The 16,055-nt window shown below is 73.1% G+C and carries 18 protein-coding genes and 4 tRNA genes; 8 read left to right on the top strand and 14 right to left on the bottom strand.

Translation table 11 applies throughout. The annotated features are described in order from the left end of the window. Positions 1 to 14 precede the first annotated feature (14 nt). From CRP29_RS16455 to CRP29_RS16490, 8 genes are all read right to left on the bottom strand, one after another. Complete coding sequence (locus CRP29_RS16455) at positions 15 to 569, bottom strand: LemA family protein (RefSeq protein ID WP_097196159.1); 555 nt, start codon at positions 567 to 569, stop codon at positions 15 to 17. Positions 570 to 579: 10 nt separating this feature from the next. After that, entirely contained in the window at positions 580 to 1,800 is a 1,221-nt protein-coding gene (locus CRP29_RS16460) for a glycosyltransferase family 4 protein (RefSeq protein WP_097196160.1), read from the bottom strand. Further along, the gene (locus tag CRP29_RS16465) at positions 1,800 to 2,768 is read right to left on the bottom strand and encodes a phosphatidylinositol mannoside acyltransferase (protein ID WP_217991628.1); all 969 of its coding nucleotides are present in this window, start codon (positions 2,766 to 2,768) and stop codon (positions 1,800 to 1,802) included. The genes CRP29_RS16460 and CRP29_RS16465 overlap by 1 nt, the downstream gene beginning before the upstream one ends. Then, positions 2,765 to 3,397: a phosphatidylinositol phosphate synthase gene (gene pgsA / locus CRP29_RS16470; protein ID WP_097196450.1), complete on the bottom strand. Its 633-nt coding sequence runs from the start codon at positions 3,395 to 3,397 to the stop codon at positions 2,765 to 2,767. Before pgsA ends, CRP29_RS16465 begins: the two co-directional genes overlap by 4 nt. Further along, a complete protein-coding gene (locus tag CRP29_RS16475; protein ID WP_097196161.1) occupies positions 3,397 to 3,945 on the bottom strand; it encodes an HIT family protein in 549 nt (182 codons plus the stop codon). Before CRP29_RS16475 ends, pgsA begins: the two co-directional genes overlap by 1 nt. After that, positions 3,942 to 6,023, bottom strand: a complete 2,082-nt coding sequence (thrS, locus tag CRP29_RS16480; protein ID WP_097196162.1) for a threonine--tRNA ligase — start codon at positions 6,021 to 6,023, stop codon at positions 3,942 to 3,944. The genes CRP29_RS16475 and thrS overlap by 4 nt, the downstream gene beginning before the upstream one ends. Positions 6,024 to 6,108: 85 nt before the next feature. After that, complete coding sequence (locus CRP29_RS16485) at positions 6,109 to 7,242, bottom strand: CapA family protein (RefSeq protein ID WP_245852900.1); 1,134 nt, start codon at positions 7,240 to 7,242, stop codon at positions 6,109 to 6,111. 10 nt (positions 7,243 to 7,252) lie between these two features. Then, positions 7,253 to 7,807, bottom strand: coding sequence for an MOSC N-terminal beta barrel domain-containing protein (locus tag CRP29_RS16490; protein WP_097196164.1), 555 nt, complete (start codon positions 7,805 to 7,807; stop codon positions 7,253 to 7,255). A 212-nt stretch (positions 7,808 to 8,019) separates the two neighbouring features. On the opposite strand from CRP29_RS16490, the gene CRP29_RS16500 reads away from it, so the two are divergent. The 3 genes from CRP29_RS16500 (at position 8,020) to CRP29_RS16510 (ending at position 10,896) form a co-directional block, all read left to right on the top strand. Beyond that, positions 8,020 to 8,853: a hypothetical protein gene (locus CRP29_RS16500; RefSeq protein WP_141437155.1), complete on the top strand. Its 834-nt coding sequence runs from the start codon at positions 8,020 to 8,022 to the stop codon at positions 8,851 to 8,853. Further along, positions 8,850 to 10,256, top strand: a complete 1,407-nt coding sequence (locus CRP29_RS16505) for a multicopper oxidase family protein (protein WP_097196167.1) — start codon at positions 8,850 to 8,852, stop codon at positions 10,254 to 10,256. The genes CRP29_RS16500 and CRP29_RS16505 overlap by 4 nt, the downstream gene beginning before the upstream one ends. Before the next feature lie 82 nt (positions 10,257 to 10,338). Then, a complete protein-coding gene (locus CRP29_RS16510) occupies positions 10,339 to 10,896 on the top strand; it encodes a dihydrofolate reductase family protein (RefSeq protein ID WP_097196168.1) in 558 nt (185 codons plus the stop codon). Between the two features lie 70 nt (positions 10,897 to 10,966). Here the strand turns inward: CRP29_RS16510 and CRP29_RS16515 are convergent. Together CRP29_RS16515 and CRP29_RS16520 are read right to left on the bottom strand one after the other, a co-directional pair. Then, a tRNA-Val gene (locus tag CRP29_RS16515) sits at positions 10,967 to 11,038 on the bottom strand. A 41-nt stretch (positions 11,039 to 11,079) separates the two neighbouring features. After that, positions 11,080 to 11,550 carry a TIGR02611 family protein gene (locus CRP29_RS16520; protein ID WP_245852902.1) on the bottom strand — a complete coding sequence of 157 codons (471 nt, stop codon included), beginning with the start codon at positions 11,548 to 11,550 and terminating at the stop codon, positions 11,080 to 11,082. A 264-nt stretch (positions 11,551 to 11,814) separates the two neighbouring features. Between CRP29_RS16520 and CRP29_RS16525 the strand changes: the two genes are divergently transcribed. The 4 genes from CRP29_RS16525 to CRP29_RS16540 all read left to right on the top strand — a co-directional run bounded on the left by CRP29_RS16525 (position 11,815) and on the right by CRP29_RS16540 (position 12,685). Next, positions 11,815 to 12,279, top strand: coding sequence for an SsgA family sporulation/cell division regulator (locus CRP29_RS16525; RefSeq protein WP_097196169.1), 465 nt, complete (start codon positions 11,815 to 11,817; stop codon positions 12,277 to 12,279). A gap of 95 nt (positions 12,280 to 12,374) precedes the next feature. Then, positions 12,375 to 12,446: transfer RNA gene (locus CRP29_RS16530), tRNA-Gly, on the top strand. Positions 12,447 to 12,487: 41 nt separating this feature from the next. Beyond that, positions 12,488 to 12,558, top strand: a tRNA-Cys gene (locus CRP29_RS16535). A gap of 55 nt (positions 12,559 to 12,613) precedes the next feature. Then, positions 12,614 to 12,685 (top strand) — tRNA-Val (locus CRP29_RS16540). Between the two features lie 63 nt (positions 12,686 to 12,748). Here CRP29_RS16540 and CRP29_RS23065 read toward each other — a convergent pair. The 3 genes from CRP29_RS23065 to coaE are packed head-to-tail and all read right to left on the bottom strand — an operon-like array spanning position 12,749 to position 13,931. Then, entirely contained in the window at positions 12,749 to 12,970 is a 222-nt protein-coding gene (locus CRP29_RS23065) for a hypothetical protein (RefSeq protein ID WP_217991629.1), read from the bottom strand. Then, positions 12,964 to 13,368 (bottom strand): class I SAM-dependent methyltransferase, encoded by a 405-nt coding sequence (locus tag CRP29_RS23830; protein ID WP_281256816.1) that lies wholly within the window; start codon positions 13,366 to 13,368, stop codon positions 12,964 to 12,966. The genes CRP29_RS23065 and CRP29_RS23830 overlap by 7 nt, the downstream gene beginning before the upstream one ends. Next, entirely contained in the window at positions 13,335 to 13,931 is a 597-nt protein-coding gene (gene coaE, locus CRP29_RS16550) for a dephospho-CoA kinase (protein ID WP_097196170.1), read from the bottom strand. The genes CRP29_RS23830 and coaE overlap by 34 nt, the downstream gene beginning before the upstream one ends. A gap of 146 nt (positions 13,932 to 14,077) precedes the next feature. Between coaE and CRP29_RS16555 the strand changes: the two genes are divergently transcribed. Next, positions 14,078 to 14,353, top strand: a complete 276-nt coding sequence (locus CRP29_RS16555; protein ID WP_097196171.1) for a hypothetical protein — start codon at positions 14,078 to 14,080, stop codon at positions 14,351 to 14,353. 131 nt (positions 14,354 to 14,484) lie between these two features. Here the strand turns inward: CRP29_RS16555 and rpsA are convergent, their stop codons facing one another. Beyond that, positions 14,485 to 15,954: a 30S ribosomal protein S1 gene (rpsA, locus tag CRP29_RS16560; RefSeq protein ID WP_091985976.1), complete on the bottom strand. Its 1,470-nt coding sequence runs from the start codon at positions 15,952 to 15,954 to the stop codon at positions 14,485 to 14,487. Between the last annotated feature and the right edge of the window lie 101 nt (positions 15,955 to 16,055).

Raw genomic sequence — 16,055 nt, forward strand, 5'->3', positions numbered from 1 at the left:
GTGGGGCCTCCATCCTACGGCCGGTCGGCCGACGGGCTTCCCGCGCTCGTGCCGGTGAGCACGTCGGGGCGGTCGTCGATGTCGAAGAACCGGGGCAGCGGGCGGCCCGCGTGCAGCCGCAGCACCCGGGGCAACCGCCGGCTGCGCAGCGCCTGGGTGTCCCGGACGGCGTCGTTGTAGAAGCGCCGGGCCAGCACGACCCGGGTACCGGTGCCGGCCAGGTCGGCCTGCAGCGGGGCCGGGACACCCGGCAGCTCGGCGGGGAGCTCGCGCAGCTCGCGCCCGAGCGCGTTCTCGGCCGCCTCGCGGTCCTCCGGCGCGGCCACCCGGGCCCCTCCCGCCGCCGCCGCGAGGGCGCGCGCACGATCCGGGCCGAGCGCGTCCGGGTACTCGCGGGCCAGCTCCGCGGCCAGCCCGGCGCGGCGCCCGAGCTGGGTCTCCAGTGCCGTGCGCGCCCGGTGCACGCGGCTCTCCAGGCGGCCCAGCCGCACGAGCGACCAGACGGTCCAGGCCAGGAGCACGAGGACGACGACCGCGAGGGCCGTCCACATCCACGCCTGCGCACCCATGGGGCGGAGGCTAGCGGTCGCTCCCCCGCCAGCGGGAGCCCCGCGGCGCTGCATCAGGCGGCGGCGCGGCATCCGGGGGCGGCCCGGCCGGGATGTCGTCGTCCAGTGCGGTGACCCCGCCCCCGCCCGGCAGCACGACGGTCTCGTAGACGGCGAGGATGCGCCGGGCCAGGACCGGCCAGTCGTAGGCCCGGGCGACCTCGGCGCCGCGCTCGGAGAGCCGGGCCCGGCGCTCGGGGTCGCCCAGGAGGTCGGCGAGCGCCTCGCCGAGCGCGGCCGCGTCGCCCCGGGGCACCAGCACGCCGACGGCGCCGCCCTCGAGCACCCGCGCGAACGCGTCCAGGTCGCTGGCGACGATCGGCGCACCGGCGGACAGGGCCTCGATGAGCACGATCCCGAAGGACTCCCCCAGCAGGTTCGGCGCGCAGTAGACGTCCACCGAGCGGAGGAACGCGGCCTTGTCCGCCTCGGAGACCTCGCCCAGCAGCTCGACGTGCGGCCGCAGGTCCTCCCCCACCATCCGCTGGAGCTGGTCGGCATCTCCGCGGCCGGCGATCAGCAGCCGCGCGCCCGGGTGCCGGGCCACGACGGTGCGCATCGCCTCCAGCAGCGTGGGCAGCCCCTTGCGCGGCTCGTCGTACCTGCCCAGGAAGCCGATCGTGGGGCCTGCACCGGAGGCTGCGGGGAGAAGCGGCCCGTCGGCGAAGGCGTCGACGTGCACCCCGTTCGGGATGATCACGGCGTCCCCGCCGAGGTGCTCCACCTGCACCCGCCGGGCGAAGTCCGACACCGCGATCCGGCCGCTGATCCGCTCCAGCCACGGCCGGACCACGGGGCCGAAGGCGGCCAGCACCTTCGACCGGGTGGTGGCCGCGTGGAAGGTCGCGACGATCGGCCCGCTCGCGATCATGCAGACCAGCAGGGCCACCGACGGGGGCGCCGGCTCGTGCACGTGGACGACGTCGAACTTCCCGTCCCGGAGCCACCGGCGCACCCGCGCCGCCGAGACGGGCCCGAACTGCACGCTGGCCATCGAGCCGTTGTACGGGATCGGGACGGCGCGGCCGGCGAAGGTGATCCAGGGATCGGTGAGCGACTCCTCGTGGTCGGCCGGGGTGAGCACCTCGACGTGGTGGCCCATGCCGCGCAGGGTCTCGGCCAGGTCGCGCACGTGGTACTGCACGCCGCCGGGGACGTCCCACTTGTAGGGGCAGACGAGGCCGATGCGCATCAGCGGACAGCCGGGGTCGTCGCGGCGGGGAGCACCCGTCGGGGCGGGTCGGGCGGCACGTCGGCCCAGATCCGGCCCAGCATGTGCCAGTCCTCGGGGTGCTCGGCGATCCCGGCGGTGAAGACGTCGGCGACCGCCTGCATGGCGTCGGTCACCCGGGTGGCCAGCCGGCCCTCCCCGGTCACCGGCACCTCGGGGTGCACCCGGATCCGCCAGCCGGCGCCGTCGAAGCGGGGGACGGCGGGGAGCAGCGCGGCGCCGGTGCGGGCGGCCAGGAGGGCGGCGCCGCTGGGCATGACCGCCGGACGGCCGAAGAAGTCCACCGGCACGCCCCCGGTGCCGAAGTTGCGGTCGACGAGCAGGCAGCTGACACCGCCCTCGAGCAGCCACTGGCGGAGCACCTCGGAGCCCGGCTTCGGGCCGCCGGTGAGCGGGGTGACCTTCATGCCCAGGCTCTCGCGGTACTCGAGGAACCGGCGGTAGAGCGACTCGGGCTTGAGCCGCTCGGCGATGGTGAGGAAGGGCTCCCCCAGCCAGTCGGCCAGCCAGGCGCCCGCGGCGTCCCAGTTCCCGCTGTGCGGCAGCGCCAGGACGACGCCCCGCCCCTCGCTGCGCGCCCGGCTGATGTGCTCGATCCCCGGCACCTCGGTGTCCCGGCGGATGCGGTCGATGCCCAGCGTCGGCAGGCGGAACGCCTCCTGCCAGTAGCGCGCGTAGGACGCCATGGCGCGCGCGGTGAGCTCGTCGAGCTCCGGCTCGGACAGCGCCCCGGAGGTGGCCACCCGCAGGTTGGCCCGCAGCTGGCGCACCCCGGTGCCGTCCCGGCGCGCGGCCCAGCGGCCGCCGCGGTCGAAGGCCGCCCGGGCGGCCGGCTCGGGCAGCATCCGCACCGCCCGCCACCCGGCCGCGTACCCCGCGTCGGTCAGCCGTCCGGTGATCCGGCTGCGCAGCCCCGCGGGCCCGGTCACGGCTGCGGCGGGGACGAGGGCAGCGCGGCCCCGGCGGCGCCCCGGCGGACGGCGACCATCCGCTGGGCGACGGTCACCGCGCTGCCGGCGACGAGGACCACCAGCGCCACGTGCAGCGAGTACGGGATGCCGAGTCCGGTGAAGCCGGTGCCCACGAGGACGATGATCAGCCGTTCGGTGCGCTCGACGATGCCGACGTCGCAGGACAGGCCGACGCCCTCGGCGCGCGCCTTGATGTAGCTGGTGAGGACGCCGAGCACGAGGCAGATCAGGGACAGCAGCACGAACAGCCGGTTGTCCCCGCCGCCGGAGAACCACCAGGCCAGCGCCCCGAAGATGGCGGCGTCGGCGGCCCTGTCCCCGACCGAGTCCAGCACCGCGCCGAACACCGTGCCGCCGCCGCGGGCGCGGGCCAGCGCGCCGTCGAGCATGTCCAGCATCACGAACATCCAGACGGCGAAGGCGCCCCAGAACAGGTGCCCGGAGCCGATGAGGAACACCGCGGAGGCGACCGCGCCGAGGGTCCCGGTGATCGTCACCATGTCCGGGGTGATCCCGACGCGGACCAGCCCGGGCACGATCGGGGCCACCACCTTGGCGACGGCGGGACGCGCGTTGACGCCGAGCATCAGGCCTGCCCACCCGGCTGCGCGGGAGCCGGCCGCGTCCCCGTGCCGGGCTCGGGCCATGCCGCGGCCAGCAGGTCGCGGGTCTCCCCCAGCACCTGCGGCAGCACGCGGGTCAGCCCGAGGACCGGCATGAAGTTGGTGTCCCCGCCCCACCGCGGGACGGCGTGCTGGTGCAGGTGGTCGGCGATCCCGGCACCGGCGACCGACCCCTGGTTCATGCCGATGTTGAAGCCGTGCGCGCCGGAGACCTCGCGGACCACGCGCATGGCGGTCTGGGTGACCGCCCCGAGTTCGGCGACCTCGGCGTCGGTCAGGTCGGTGTAGTCGGGGACGTGCCGGTACGGCACGACCATCAGGTGCCCGGCGTTGTACGGGTACAGGTTGAGCACCGCGTACACCGTCGTGCCCCGGGCGACGATCAGTCCGTCCTCGTCGCTCATCGCCGGGATGGCGCAGAACGGGCAGTCGTGCGCGCCGGTGGGCTTGCCCGCGCCCCGGATGTAGGCCATCCGGTACGGCGTCCACAGGTGCTCGAAGGCCTCGCTCATCCGGCCACCACGGTCGCGGCCTGCTCGTCGGCGGCCGAGGGGTCGACGTTGGACCGCGAGGCGATCCACGAGACCACCTGCTGCACCGCGTCGTCGACCGGGACGCCGTTGCGCTGGGAGCCGTCGCGGTAGCGGAAGGAGACCGCGCCCGCCTCGGCATCGGTGGCCCCGGCGATCAGCACGAACGGGATCTTCTGCTTGCTCGCGGTGCGGATCTTCTTCTGCATCCGGTCGTCGGAGTCGTCCACCTCGACGCGGACGCCGTGCTGCCGCAGCGACGCGGCGACGTCGGCCAGGTAGGGCACCTGCTCGTCGGTGATCGGGATGGCGACGACCTGCACCGGGGCCAGCCACGCCGGGAAGGCGCCGGCGTAGTGCTCGGTGAGGACGCCGAAGAAGCGCTCGATGGACCCGAACAGCGCCCGGTGCAGCATGACCGGCCGCTGGCGGGAGCCGTCGGCCGCGGTGTACTCCAGACCGAAGCGCTCGGGCAGGTTGAAGTCGACCTGGATGGTCGACATCTGCCAGGTGCGCCCGATCGCGTCCTTGGCCTGGACGGAGATCTTCGGCCCGTAGAACGCGGCGCCGCCCGGGTCGGGGAAGAGCTCCAGGCCGGAGTCGAGCGCGGCCTGCCGCAGCGCCTCGGTGGCCACCTCCCAGCTCTCGTCGGTCCCGACCGACTTCTCCGGGTTCCGGGTGGAGAGCTCGAGGTAGAAGTCGCTCAGGCCGTAGTCCGCCAGCAGCCCCAGCACGAAGTCGAGCAGGCCGCGCAGCTCGCCGGCCATCTGCTCGGGGGTGCAGTAGATGTGCGCGTCGTCCTGGGTGAATCCGCGGGCGCGGGTCAGCCCGTGCACCACGCCCGACTTCTCGTAGCGGTAGACGGTGCCGAACTCGAACAGCCGGAGCGGCAGCTCCCGGTACGAGCGGCCGCGCGAGTCGAAGACCAGGTTGTGCATCGGGCAGTTCATCGGCTTGAGGTAGTAGTCCTGCCCCTGCCGCTTGACGTTGCCGTCGGCGTCGCGCTCCTCGTCCAGGTGCATCGCCGGGTACATGCCCTCGGCGTACCAGTCCAGGTGCCCGGAGGTCTCGAACAGGTGCCCCTTGGTGATGTGCGGGGTGTTGACGAAGGAGTAGCCGGCCTCCTCGTGCCGCCGCTGGCTGTACTTCTCCAGCTCCCGCCGGATGATGCCGCCCTTGGGGTGGAACACCGCCAGCCCCGACCCCACCTGGTCGGGGAAGCTGAACAGGTCCAGCTCGGCGCCCAGGCGGCGGTGGTCGCGGCGCTCGGCCTCGGCGACCTGCTCGAGGTAGGCCTTGTGCGCGTCCTTGCTCTCCCACGCGGTGCCGTAGATCCGCTGGAGCTGCTTGTTCTCCTCGCTGCCGCGCCAGTACGCCGCCGCGCTCCGGGTCAGGCTGAACGCCGGGATGGTGCTGGTGCGCGGCAGGTGCGGCCCGCGGCACAGGTCGGTCCAGACCCGCTCGCCCGAACGCGGGTCCAGGTTGTCGTACATGGTCAGCTGCGCGCCGCCGACCTCGACGGAGGCGCCGTCGACCTCGGCGGGAGCCTCCCCGGCGCCGCCCTTGAGCCCGATCAGCTCGAGCTTGTAGGGCTCGTGCGCGAGCTCGGCCTGCGCGTCGGCGTCGCTGATCTCCCGCCGGGAGAAGTTCTGGCCGGCCCGCACGATCTCGGTCATCTTCTTCTCGAGGGCGGTGAGGTCCTCGGGGGTGAAGGGCCGCTCGGGGTCGAAGTCGTAGTAGAAGCCGTTCTCCACCGGCGGGCCGATGCCCAACCGGGTGCCCGGGAAGAGCTCCTGCACGGCCTGTGCCAGCACGTGCGCCGCGGAGTGCCGGATGACCGCTCGGCCGTCCGCGCTGGCGGCCGGGACCGGTTCGACGTCGGCGTCGGCGTCCGGGGCCCAGGTCAGGTCCTTGAGGTCACCGCCGGCCACGTCCCGGACGACGACGGCGCCGTCGGGGCCCTTGAGCGGGACGCCGGCGTCCTTGAGCGCCTGCATCGCCGTCGTCCCGGCCGGCACCCGCACGGTCGCGGTGGCGGGAGGCGAGGGCGGGGTCGACACGAGAGCTCTCCAAGGGTGGGAAGGGTGGGACGAGGCAGATCGGGGTGCAACGGATACCGGGAGGGAGCCTAGTGCGCGACCGGGCTCAGCCCGGGACGACTTCCAGTCCGGCGTCCACCGCACCCCTGCGGTCCAGGACACCCGCGATCCGCGTGAAGCTCTCCGGGTCGGCCGGCACGATGCGCACGCCGTCGTCGCCGATCTCGATCCGCAGCGGCACCGCCTCGGCCTTCGAGACGGTGAACCGCCCGTCCGCGCCGCGGGAGAAGGTGAACCGGGCGGCCACCGAGTCCTCCGTCGGGTACCCCTGGGTCGAGTGCTCGGCGAGATGGTTGCCCAGGCCGTAGGCGACCCACTCGCCGCCGATCCGCTCGACGGGCTGCACGACGTGCGCGTGGTGACCGAGCACCAGGTCCACGTCCGGGGACGCCAGCAGCGTCCGGACGGCGGCCACCTGGGCCTCGGTCGGGTCGTTGTCGTACTCCCGGCAGCAGTGCAGGCTCGCGACGACGACGTCGGCCCCCGCGGCGCGTGCCCGGGCCGCCGCGGCCAGCACCCCGCCGAGATCCGGCACGGCGGCGACGTCGACCGCCCACTCGCGCCCTCGTGGCAGCGGCACCCCGTTGAGGCCGTACGTCGCGGCGACGTGCCCGATCCGCACGCCTCCGACGTCGACGATCGTCGGCTCCCGGCTCGCCGATGCGCTGCGGTGGGTACCGGCGTGCGCGATCCCGGCCGCGTCGAGGGCGTCGAGAGTGCGGGTGAGGCCGTCGAACCCGTCGTCGAGCGAGTGGTTGGACGCGGTCGAGCACAGGTCGTACCCGGCTGCGTCGAGGGCGTCGACGATCTCCGGCTGCACCGCGAAGCTCGGATAGCCGCGGTACGGCCCGCCCGCGGCGGCGACGGGCGTCTCGAGGTGGCAGATCGCCAGATCGGCCCCGCCGATCAGCCCGGCGACCGGCGCGAACACCCCGGTGAAGTCGTAGCTGCCGTCCGGTTGCCGCGCTCCGTCGGTGAGCGCCCCGTCCTGGTGGACCAGCACGTCGCCGGTGGCGAGCAGCGTGACGCTGTCGGGCGCCGGGGGCGCGGACGGTTCGGTCGGCGCGGTCGGCGCGGTCGACGGCACGTCGGCCGAGGACGGGTCGGCCGGCGCCTCGGAGCAGCCGGCCGCGAGCAGCAGCACCATGGCTGCGAGGGCGGCGGATCGGCGGCGGAGCACGAACCGGACGCTAGAGCAGAACGGCGTCCCCCACCGCGATCTCGCCCGGCTGTCGCACCTCGGCGTAGACACCCAGGCAGTGCTTCGGCGTCCGGGTGACGGCCAGCTCCGCGTCGCCGATGCGCAGCGTGCGCCCCACCCAGGTGCGCTCGTCGCCGCCGTCGGCCAGGTCGAGCAGCACGTTGGCGCGCGGGTCGTCCGCCGAGCACCCCTCGGGGACGTCGCCGGCCGCGGCCCGCTCGATCGCCTGCCGCGAGACCAGGTGCACCGCCGCGACGTCGGCCGCCGACCCCTGAGCGGCGCGCAACCGGACCTCCCGGCCGAGCACGTCGGACACGGCGCGCGCGTCGGCGTCGGGATGGCCCGTCGGCTGCACCGCGGCGAGCCCGGGAGCGTGCTTGCCGCGCACCGTCTCGCCGGTCGCCGCGTCGACCACCGACCAGACCCGGTCCCCCTCGGGTCCGGCGACGTCGAGGCGCACCCGGTCGCGGGCGGTGCTCCCGAGCGACTTCACCGGGTAGATCCACAGGCGCGCCACGCGGCCGGCCGTCGTCGTCGTCGTCACGAGCCGAATCTAGGCGCCGGGAGCGTCCGGTCCCACCGTCGTGCACGGGATGTGCACGGGCCTGCACGAACGGTCCCGGCTCGCGGACGCGCGGGCGGGGCGGGTCCGCGGGAGTGACGCGCAGCACCCTGCGGACAGCGCCGACCAGGAACCTCTCCGGTCATGGCGGCCGGCAGGGCGTCGTCCGCCCAGGTCGAAGGCGAGGTTCAGACATGACGGGACGGACACGGCTGAGTCGCTGGTCCTCGGGGGGTGCCGCCCTGCTGATGGCCGCCGCCCTGGCTGCCTGCGGTTCGGACGACGACGGCGGGGACGACGGCGGCTCTGCGGCCGCGGAGACCAGCGCCTCCGAGGAGAGCGCCGACCCCGCCGAGTTCTGCGAGGCATCGGTCGACCTCGAGGGCGCGTTCTCGATGGGCCCCCAGGTGGACGACACGGCACCGCCCGAGGAGCAGCAGGCCGCGCTGGAGGAGTTCGGCGCCACGGTGGAGCCCCTGCTCGCCGACGTGGAGGAGACCGCGCCCGAGGAGATCTCCGAGGACGTCACGACTGCCGCAGGCATCGTCCGCGAGGCCCTCGAGAGCGGCGACCCCTCCGCGATGGAGGGCCCGGAGTTCCAGGAGGCCGACGACAACATCGACGAGTACATGCTCGCCGAGTGCGGCTACGAGCAGGTCGAGGCCACCGGCGTGGACTACGAGTACGAGGGACTGCCCGAGTCCGTGCCCGCCGGCGTCGTGGCGGTGACCCTGACGAACGAGGGCACGGAGCTGCACGAGATCGGCATCGCCCGGATCAACGACGACGTCACCGAGCCGATCGAGGAGCTGCTCACCCTCCCCGAGGAGGAGGTCTTCTCGAAGCTGGAGCTGAAGGGCGTCACCGTGGTGGAGCCCGGCCAGTCGGAGACCACCTTCATGCGCATGGACGAGGGCCGGTACGGCGCGGCCTGCTTCATCCCCGAGGGGACGACGAGCATGGAGATGCCGGGCATGGGCGCACCCCACTTCACGATGGGCATGTTCGCGGAGTTCACGGCCGAGTGACGGGAGGTCCGCACGCGCCGGCCACCCGGCGCCAGTTCCTCGGCCTCACCGCAGCGGCCGGCTTCGCGCTCGTCACCGGCTGCTCGGCGCGGCAGCCGACGGCCGCAGGCCCCTCGACCTCGACCCCGGGGGGCCTGCGGCTGACGGCCGCGCCGATGCGGGTGGACCTGGCCGGCTCCGAGATCCCGACGTGGGGGTACGGCACGCTGCCCGGCCCGGAGATCCGGCTCCGGGCCGGCGACCGCCTGCGGGTGGAGCTGGACAACGAGCTCCCGGACGACACGACGATCCACTGGCACGGCCTGGCGCCACCGAACCGGATGGACGGCGTCCCCGGGCTGACCCAGGACCCGGTCGCTCCGGGCGAGCGCTTCACCTACGAGTTCGAGACGCCGACCGCCGGCTCGTTCATGTACCACGCGCACGTCGGGATGCAGCTCGACCGCGGGCTGTACGGACCGCTCGTCGTCGAGCCGCGGTCGGAGGAGCTCTCCTACGACCGCGAGTACACGCTGATGCTCGACGACTGGCGGGACGGCATGGACGCCCACGGCGGGCACGGCGCGGACGCCGGGCACGGGTCCGCCGCCGAGGACGACGGCGGCGACGCGGTCTCCTTCGGCGGGCGGTCCTATCCCCTGCTGCTGGTCAACGGACGGCCGCCGGAGGACCCACCGGTGCTCGAGACCCGGCCGGGCGACCGGTTGCGGCTGCGCGTCATGAACATCGCGGCCGACACCGGCTTCCGGTTCGCGATCGCCGGGCACCGGTTGACGGTCACGCACACCGACGGGATGCCGGTCGAGCCGATTCCGGTCGACGCCCTGCGGCTGGGCATGGGCGAGCGGTACGACGTCCTGGTCGAGTCCGCGCAGCGCGGCGGCGCCTGGCAGGTCGGCGTCCAGGCGGAGGGCCGCGGGGGCTGGGGCCGGGCCGTCCTCCGGTACGGCGGCAGCCCGGCGTCGTCGCCGCCCGCCGTCGCACAGCGGCCCGGTGAACTGGACGGCCGGCTGGTGGCCTACGCCGACCTGCTGGCCCGGGAGCCGCTGACGCTGCCCGCAGGCTCGCCCGACCGGGTGTACGACCTGGAGCTCTCCGGGACCCAGATCGGCGGGCAGAGCTACCCCGACGCTGATCCGTTGCCCGTGGCCGAGGGCGAGTGGGTCCGCATCACGATGCGCAACACCAGCGCGAAGTGGCACCCGATGCACCTGCACGGCCACCACTTCCAGGTGCTGACGCCCACCGGCCGCGGTCCGGTCAAGGACACCGCGACGGTGGCCGCGCGCGGCGGCGTCCTGAGCTTCGACTTCCTCGCCACGAACCCGGGCGACTGGCTGTTCCACTGCCACAACCACCACCACATGGAGGACGGCATGGTGCGGGTGGTGCGCTACCGCTGACGCGACGGCGATGAGATCGGACCTGCGCGTCGGTCAGGACACGGGACGGGGCGGAGCACCCGCCCGGATCCGGAGGAGACGCATGGCCAAGCTCGTGTACGGGATGGTGACCTCGCTGGACGGGTACGCGGTGCCGGCCGACGGCGACCTCGGCGCCGGAGCCGAGGACGAGGAGGTGCACACCTACATCGGGGACCTCTTCCGCGACCTCGGCACGTACCTCTACGGCCGGCGCATGTACGAGACGATGGTCTTCTGGGAGACCGCGCACGCCGAACCCGAGGCACCGCCGCACATCGTGCAGTACGCGCGCGACTGGCAGGCGGCCGAGAAGGTCGTCTACTCCACGACGCTGGAGTCCGTGTCGAGCGAGAGGACCCGGATCGAGCGGACCTTCGATCCCGGCGCGGTGCGCAGGCTGAAGGACGAATCCGAGCAGGACCTCTCCGTCGACGGCCCGACCCTGGCTGCGCAGGCGATCGCCGCCGGCCTGGTGGACGAGTACCACCTGTTCATCACCACGAGCGTGGTCGGCGGCGGCACGCGCTTCTTCCCCGACGGCGTGCGCCTGGACCTCGACCTGGTCGGAACGCGCGCCTTCGCCGGCGGGCTGATCCACGCGCACTACCGGACGCGCTGAGAGAGCCAGGGCCCGCACACGACGAAGGACCAGGCTGCCCGTCTCCGGGGAACCTGGCCCTGCGTGCCGGTGGGCGATACTGGGTTCGAACCAGTGACCTCTTCGGTGTGAACGAAGCGCTCTACCACTGAGCCAATCGCCCGGCACGGTCGCTCGCGACCGCTCCGTCATTCTGCCAGACGCTCACCGCCAGAGCGGAACCCACCCCGGCACCCAACTCGGAACCCCCGTGAGGTGCAGCGCAAGCACGAGGGCGCCGTAGACGCAGGCCGCCGTCGCCAGCGCCAGGAGCCCGCGCACCCAGACCGGCTGCCTCGTGACCCAGTCGGTCCAGCGGCTCACCTGCGCCTTGGTGAACTCCAGCAGCCGCTCGGCCCAGGTGAACTCGCTCGCCAGGACGAACAGGCCGGCGATCACGACGAGCCAGCCGGGCCCGGGCAGCGGGATGGTGACCAGGCCGACGCTGACGATCAGCCCGCCCACCACGCCGACGGCGACCCGGTAGGCATGGTTGGTGCTGCGGCGGGCGGCCAGCCGCCGCCGCCACTTCGCGTCCGCGACGCGCTCGCGCAGGCTGTTGACGTCGTCCGTGTCGTACCGGGCCCGCCGCTCGCTCCCGGTCTCGCGCTGCGGGTGCCGGTCCGGCGGAGCCACGGTCTCCTGTCCGCTCAGCGGGTCACCTCCACGATCCGGGTGCGCCGTCGCGCACTGTCCCGCGCGCGATCTCCGCAGCCTACGTCGGACCCGGGGCACGAAAGCTCCTCGGCAACCTCATCGGCCCCGACTGCCACAAACCCGTTTCCGAACGGTCCTCGGCGGACACACACCCCTCCATGACCGACAAGCGTGGCCGGTGCGACAGGTGTGACAGGAGTGACTCACTGCGTCACTCCCCCAGCGGAACGTCGTTGACCTGACATGACCAGCCGCTGGAACCCCGGTCACACGTCCCCCATCACGCTGCAGCTGATCGGTCCGCAATCGTGGACCGAGGTGCCGGCGCTGCTCTGCTACGACGCGACGGACCCCTTCGCCGTCCGGATCGCCTTCGGTGACATCGGCGACGACAGCGGCGCCGTCGACACCGACGAGGGCATCGCCTGGCTGGTCAGCCGCGAGCTGCTCCAGGTCGGCCTCGACCGCCCGTCGGGTGAGGGCGACGTGCGCGTCTGGCCCGCGCACTCGGCCAGCGACGTGCTCTTCCTGCACCTGCGCGCCCCGTCGGGCGAGGCGCTGTTCGAGCTGTCCCGAGCCGTCGTCGCCGGCTTCCTGCGGCAGACCGAGGCACTCGTCCCGTCGGGGTCGGAGAGCGAGCTGCTCCACCTCGACGACGAGCTGCACGTGCTCCTGTCCAACGGCGGAGCGGACCCGTCAGGGCACTGACCTGCAGAAACGTCACCGCCGGACGTCGGGCGACACATCGGGGGGACCCCCTCGTTGGACGCCGAAAATCCGTCAGGTAACGTTCTTCCTGCAACGCGGATGTGGCTCAGTGGTAGAGCATCACCTTGCCAAGGTGAGGGTCGCGGGTTCGAATCCCGTCATCCGCTCGGAACCTCGGGCGCTGATCGCGAGATCAGCGCCCGCGTGCGGTGGAGTGGCCGAGAGGCGAGGCAACGGCCTGCAAAGCCGTCTACACGGGTTCAAATCCCGTCTCCACCTCGTTCTCCTCCGCGGAGCACGAGCGCGGAGGAGGGACCGGTCGCACGACCGGACCGGGCGATTGGCGCAGCGGTAGCGCGCTTCCCTGACACGGAAGAGGTCACTGGTTCGATCCCAGTATCGCCCACCGAAGAACCCCAGGACGCCGATCAGGCTCCTGGGGTTCTCTCGTTCCCGGGCCGCGCAGCCCTCACGGCGCCCGTCGGGCGATGAGGACGCACTGCGGCACCGGGGCCGCCGCGCTGGTGGGCTCCGGGGCCGTGACCATCCGGGCGGCCGGGTCGAACCCCGCGCCGTCCAGCAGCCCTGCGACGTCGTCCGGCTGGAGCCGGTGGAAGTCCAGCGACACCGCCCGGCCGAACGCCTCGGTGAGGTGCAGGGTGTCGTCCCCGACCTGGAACGCGATCAGCACGTACCCCCCGGCCGGAGCACCCGGTGGAACTCCTCGAGCACCGCCCCCCGGTCCGGTCCGGGCACGTGGATGAGCGAGTACCAAGAGACCACGCCGGCCAGTTCGCCGTCCCGCCGGTCGAGGCTGCCCATCTCCCCCACGTCGAAGCCGAGGTGCGGATGCTCACGGCGTGCGAGGTCGACCATCGCCGAGGACAGATCGATGCCGCGCACGTCCAGGTGCAGCTCGGCGAACCCGGCCAGCAGAGCCCGGTCCAGCGGGGCCTGCGCGAGTTCGGCGCGGACGTCTCTGCGTACTCGCCGGCGACGGCGTCGTAGCCGCTCCGCGCCGCCGTCAGGTGCGCCGGCTCGTCCACGACGGGCGGCTAACCGCGGGCAGGCTCGACCCGCTCCACCCAGAAGCGCTCCACCTGCTCGGCCAGCTGCTCGCGCGTCCCGCTGTTGTCCAGCACGACGTCGGCCGCCGCGCGGCGCTGCTCGTCCGTCGCCTGCGCCGCGATGCGGGCGCGGGCGTCGGCTTCGGGCAGCCCGCGCTCCCCCAGCCGCGCCAGCCGGATGTCCAGCCCGGCCTCGACGACGAGCACGAGGTCGTAGGAGCCCGCCTGGCCGGTCTCGACCAGCAGCGGGACGTCGTTGACGAGGACGGCGTCCGCCGGTGCGCCGGCGGCCAGCTCGACGGCCCGGTCGCGCACCAGCGGGTGGACGATGGCGTCCAGCCGCGCCCGGGCCGCGGGGTCGGAGAAGACGACGGCGGCCAGCGCCGGGCGGTCCAGCGAGCCGTCGGCGGCGAGGACGCCGTTCCCGAACGCCTCGACGACGGCGGCCAGGCCCGGGGTCCCGGGTTCGACGACCTCCCGCGCGATCCGGTCGGCGTCGATGACGACCGCCCCGCGCGCGGCCAGCAACGCCGACACCGTGCTCTTCCCCGAGCCGATCCCACCGGTCAGTCCGATCCGCAGCATGTGCGCAGAGTAGCGACAGGACGCGCGGAACATCACGGACAGGTAACACGGGCCAGGGCCCTCGGCGCGTCGCACGAGTCCCACCAGTCACAGCACTAACTTCGGCCACGGCGATCTTCCCCCGCCGAGAGAGGCAGGACCCCACCATGTCGCGTCACAGGCCCGCTGCTGACTCCCCGTCCACCCGCGCCACCTCCCGTGGCGCCGGCCGGCACCGCACGGGTTCCCCCGCGGGTGTGCCGTGCGCGGACATCCCCGCGGTGCGCGAGCGCATGGCGTTCCAGCGCCCTCAGAGCGGACCGCGCAACGCCTTCCTGCGCTGGCTGGTGCAGACTCCCCCCGCCGGGCGGCACACCTGGACGTTCCTCGCCGGCAACGGCGGTCGTCCGCGCACCGCGTTCGCGATCATCCTCAGCCTCTGACCCACGCGTAGAGGCCCCGTGGACGCCGTCCACGGGGCCTTTCGCGTGCGCGCTGCCCACGGCGGGGCGTGAACCACCGAGGCCCAGAACCTGTCCGGTTCTGGGCCTCGGTGGTTCAGAGCTGTTCCTGCTTACTCGCCGCCGGCGAGCTTGGCCCGCAGCGCGGCCAGGGCCTCGTCGCTGGCCAGCGTGCCGCCGGTGCTGGCCGGGGCGTCCGGACCAGCAGCGTCGTCGCTGGAGTAGCTGCCACCGGCCGCAGCCTCGGCGTCGGCCTCCTTGGCCGCCGCGATCTGCTTGCGGTGCGCCTCGAAGCGGGCCTGAGCCTCGGCGTACTGGCGCTCCCAGGTCTCGCGAGCCTCGTCGAAGCCCTCGAGCCACTCACCCGTCTCGGGGTCGAAGCCCTCGGGGTAGATGTAGTTGCCCTGGTCGTCGTAGGACGCCGACATGCCGTAGGCGGCCGGGTCGAACTGCTCCTCGTCGCCGACGACGCCCTCGTTGGCCTGCTTGAGCGAGAGCGAGATGCGGCGACGGTCCAGGTCGATGTCGATGACCTTGACCAGGAGCTCGTCGCCGACCTGCACGACCTGCTCCGGGATCTCCACGTGGCGCTCGGCCAGCTCGGAGATGTGCACCAGGCCCTCGATGCCCTCGTCGACGCGCACGAACGCACCGAAGGGAACCAGCTTGGTGACCTTGCCCGGGACGACCTGCCCGATCTGGTGGGTCCGGGCGAACTGACGCCACGGGTCCTCCTGCGTCGCCTTCAGCGACAGCGAGACCCGCTCGCGGTCCAGGTCGACGTCGAGGACCTCGACGGTGACCTCCTGGCCGACCTCGACGACCTCGGACGGGTGGTCGATGTGCTTCCAGGACAGCTCGGAGACGTGCACCAGGCCGTCGACGCCGCCCAGGTCCACGAAGGCACCGAAGTTGACGATCGAGGAGACGACACCCGTCCGGACCTGGCCCTTGGCGAGCTTGTTGAGGAACTCGCTGCGGACCTCGGACTGGGTCTGCTCCAGCCACTGGCGACGCGAGAGCACGACGTTGTTGCGGTTCTTGTCGAGCTCGATGATCTTCGCCTCGAGCTCGCGGCCCACGTAGGGCTGGAGGTCGCGGACGCGGCGCATCTCGACCAGCGAGGCCGGGAGGAACCCGCGGAGACCGATGTCCAGGATGAGGCCGCCCTTGACGACCTCGATGACGGTGCCGGTGACGACCTCGTCGGCTTCCTTCTTGGCCTCGATCGTGCCCCAGGCGCGCTCGTACTGTGCGCGCTTCTTGGAGAGGATCAGCCGCCCTTCCTTGTCCTCCTTCTGGAGAACCAGGGCTTCCACCTCGTCGCCGACCTTGACGACCTCGTTGGGGTCGACGTCGTGCTTGATGGAGAGCTCGCGCGAGGGGATGACGCCCTCGGTCTTGTAGCCGATGTCCAGCAGCACCTCGTCCCGGTCGACCTTGACGATGACGCCCTCGACGATGTCGCCATCGTTGAAGTACTTGATCGTCGCGTCGATGGCGGCGAGGAAGTCCTCGGCGCTACCGATGTCGTTGATGGCGACCTGGGGGGTGCTGGAAGGACGGACCTGAGTGGAGGTCATGTGGTTGGTTGCTCCGGACGGTTTATGCGTAGGGACAGGGGAACCCGTGGCCTCGGGGCCACGGGGTGTTCAGCGGGGAGAGCCGACTCTGGCGTTCCGTG

The sequence above is a fragment of the Blastococcus aggregatus genome, from assembly GCF_900221005.1.
Classification (GTDB): Bacteria; Actinomycetota; Actinomycetes; order Mycobacteriales; family Geodermatophilaceae; genus Blastococcus; species Blastococcus aggregatus.